This is a genomic window from Pseudomonas sp. PDM05, assembly GCF_014851685.1.
Taxonomy (GTDB): domain Bacteria; phylum Pseudomonadota; class Gammaproteobacteria; order Pseudomonadales; family Pseudomonadaceae; genus Aquipseudomonas.
This window is the reverse complement of the sequence record NZ_JACVAC010000045.1, coordinates 1-414: the sequence shown is the minus strand read 5'-3', so window position 1 is coordinate 414 and position 414 is coordinate 1. Positions and strand designations below refer to the sequence as shown.

The following is a 414-nucleotide window of genomic DNA, read 5'->3' as shown; positions in this document are numbered from 1 at the left end:
GATGAGCAACAGCACATCCTGCAACTGTGGGATCGCAGTGAGTCCGGCTTCTCAAACGCTCGTCTGGTGCACGAACTGTTCGCCGACCGCGCCCGCGAAAACCCGCAGGCGGTGGCGGTCAAGTTCGACACGCAAACCCTCAGCTACGGCGAGTTGGATCGCCAGGCCAACCGCCTGGCCCACGCGCTGATCGCCCGTGGCGTCGGCCCCGAAGTGCGGGTGGCGATTGCCATGCCGCGCAGTGCCGAAAGCCTGGTGGCGTTCCTCGGCGTGATGAAATCCGGCGGTGTGTACGTGCCGCTGGACATCGAATACCCGCGTGATCGCCTGCTGTATATGATGCAAGACAGCCGCGCGCAATTGCTGCTGACCCACAGCCGTGCGGTGCCGCAACTGCCGATTGCCGAGGGCCTA

The 414-nt window shown here is 64.5% G+C and carries 1 protein-coding gene; it reads left to right on the top strand.

Going from position 1 to position 414, the window contains the following annotated elements; translation table 11 throughout:
- Nucleotides 1-414, top strand: a 414-nt coding sequence (locus IB241_RS27355; protein ID WP_192301281.1) for an AMP-binding protein, incomplete at both ends; no start/stop codon positions are given.